Raw genomic sequence first — 2,135 nt, 5'->3', positions numbered from 1 at the left:
CCCGTGATCGTGATTCCGGCCCCGGCCGGGCCGCCGATCCGCATTCCGATCCGCATTCCGATCCTGGCCCCGGTTCTGGCGCAGGCGTGGCCGCGGCCCTGGCGGCTGTGCCGGAGGTGACGGGGTTTTACGAGGCGCGGACCGGCTCGGTGCAATATGTGGTGGCCGATCCGGCGACCGGCCAATGCGCCGTCGTCGACCCGGTGCTGGACTATGACGAGAAATCCGGCGCCACCGCCACCATCGAGGCCGACCGCATCCTCGCCTTCATCGCCGAGCGCGGCTACAGGCTGGAATGGATCCTCGACACCCATCCCCATGCCGACCATTTCTCGGCCGCCGACTACCTCAAGCGCAAGACCGGCGCCCCCACCGCCATCGGCGAGAAGGTGGTCGAGGTGCAGAAACTGTGGAAGGAATTCTACAACTGGCCGGACTTCCCCGCCGACGGCTCGCAATGGGACCGGCTCTTCGCCGAGGGCGAGACCTTCCGCCTCGGCTCGATCCCGGCGCGGGTGCTGTTCTCGCCCGGCCATACCCTGGCCTCGATCTCCTATGTGATCGGCGACGCGGCCTTCGTGCACGACACGCTGTTCATGCCCGACAGCGGCACGGCGCGGGCGGATTTCCCCGGCGGCGACGCGCATGCGCTGTGGCGCTCGATCCAGGAGATCCTGGCCCTGCCCGAGGCGACGCGGGTCTTCACCGGCCACGACTATTGCCAGGGCGGGCGGGCGCCGGCCTGGGAATCGACCGTGGCCGAGCAGAAGGCGCGCAACAGCCACATGGCGCAATACCTGACCGAGGCCGAGTTCGTCGCCGCGCGGCAGGCGCGCGACCGCACCCTGCCGATGCCCAAGCTGATCCTGCATGCGCTGCAGGTCAACACCAATGCCGGCCGGCTGCCCGCGCCGGAGGCGAACGGTCGGCGCTACCTGAAGATCCCGCTTGACCTGCTGCAGGCGCCCTGGGACTGAGGAGGAGGAGGAAGGATGCGGATCAATATCGCAGGCACCGAGCGGGTGCTGCGGCTGGTGCTGGGCCTCGGCCTGGTTCTGCTGGCCTTGCTGGCCGGGCTTTCGCCGGCGTGGAGCTGGGCGGCGGCGGTTGTCGGGCTGGTGCTGCTGGCGACCGCGGCGCTGCGCTTCTGCCCGGTCTGGGCGCTGCTGGGCATCGGCCGCGGGCCGGAAGGCGGCGGTTCCGAAGGCGGCTCTGAAGGCGAAGGCGCGGATCGTCGGGACGGGGACCGCGAGGACGGGGACCGCGAGGACGGGGATCGCGAAAACGGGGATCGTCGGGACGGAGGCGGGGCATGACCGAATTCACCCCTGTGCAATCGCTGCTGGGCGGCGGGTTGATCGGGCTGGCGGCGGTGCTGCTGATGGCGCTGCACGGCCGCATCGCCGGCATGACCGGGATCCTGGCCGGGGCGCTGGCGCCGGGCGGCGGCTGGCGGCTGGCCTTCCTGGCCGGCGCGGTGGCGGCGCCCTTGCTGCTGGTGCGGCTGGGCGGGGTCGAGATCGGCTTCGACAGCCCGGTGCCGCTGGGCTGGACGGCGCTCAGCGGGCTGCTGGTCGGGATCGGGGTCAGCTATGGCGGCGGCTGCACCTCGGGCCACGGGGTCTGCGGGCTGGCGCGGCTGTCGGCGCGGTCGCTGGTGGCGACGCTGAGCTTCATGCTGGCGACCGGGGCGACGGTCTATGCGGTGCGCCATCTTGCGGGAGGGTTCTGAGATGGTCTTGCTGTCGGCCTTGCTGGTCGGGTTGGTCTTTGGCGCGGGGATTGCGGTCTCGGGCATGGCCAACCCTGCGAAGGTTCTGAATTTCTTCGACATTGCCGGGGCCTGGGATCCGTCCCTGGCCTTCGTGATGGGCGGGGCGCTGCTGGTGGCCTATCCGGGCTACCGGCTGGTCTTGCGCCGGCCGGCGCCGGTGCTGGCGCTGCGCTTCCACCTGCCCGAGCGGCGCGACATCGACGCCGGGCTGGTCGGGGGTTCGGCGCTGTTCGGCCTGGGCTGGGGGCTGTCGGGCTTCTGCCCCGGCGGCGCCATCCCCGCCATCGGCCTCATCCGCCCCGAACCCGTCCTCTTCACCGCAACAATGGCCGCCGGAATCGCAATGGTCAAAATCGGGCAG

4 protein-coding genes are annotated in these 2,135 nt (G+C 71.1%); all 4 read left to right on the top strand.

The window, feature by feature from the left end; translation table 11 throughout:
* Positions 1 to 98: 98 nt before the first annotated feature.
* Positions 99 to 977, top strand: coding sequence for an MBL fold metallo-hydrolase (locus FE811_RS26610; RefSeq protein ID WP_116222867.1), 879 nt, complete (start codon positions 99 to 101; stop codon positions 975 to 977).
* Positions 978 to 992: 15 nt separating this feature from the next.
* Positions 993 to 1,316 carry a DUF2892 domain-containing protein gene (locus FE811_RS26605; RefSeq protein ID WP_116222805.1) on the top strand — a complete coding sequence of 108 codons (324 nt, stop codon included), beginning with the start codon at positions 993 to 995 and terminating at the stop codon, positions 1,314 to 1,316.
* Complete coding sequence (locus tag FE811_RS26600; protein ID WP_036761444.1) at positions 1,313 to 1,732, top strand: YeeE/YedE family protein; 420 nt, start codon at positions 1,313 to 1,315, stop codon at positions 1,730 to 1,732. Before FE811_RS26605 ends, FE811_RS26600 begins: the two co-directional genes overlap by 4 nt.
* A gap of 1 nt (position 1,733) precedes the next feature.
* On the top strand, positions 1,734 to 2,135 hold a 402-nt coding region (locus FE811_RS26595; RefSeq protein WP_036761442.1), incomplete at its 3' end, for a DUF6691 family protein.

This window comes from Paracoccus sp. FO-3, from assembly GCF_006386455.1.
Taxonomy (GTDB): domain Bacteria; phylum Pseudomonadota; class Alphaproteobacteria; order Rhodobacterales; family Rhodobacteraceae; genus Paracoccus; species Paracoccus versutus.
This window is presented reverse-complemented; position numbering and strand designations above follow the sequence as displayed.

What these genes read in the sequence shown, in the direction of transcription:
- FE811_RS26605 (WP_116222805.1), top strand. Translation starts at nt 993, where the DNA reads ATGCGGATCAATATCGCAGGCACCGAGCGGGTGCTGCGGCTGGTGCTG.
- FE811_RS26600 (WP_036761444.1), top strand. Translation starts at nt 1,313, where the DNA reads ATGACCGAATTCACCCCTGTGCAATCGCTGCTGGGCGGCGGGTTGATC.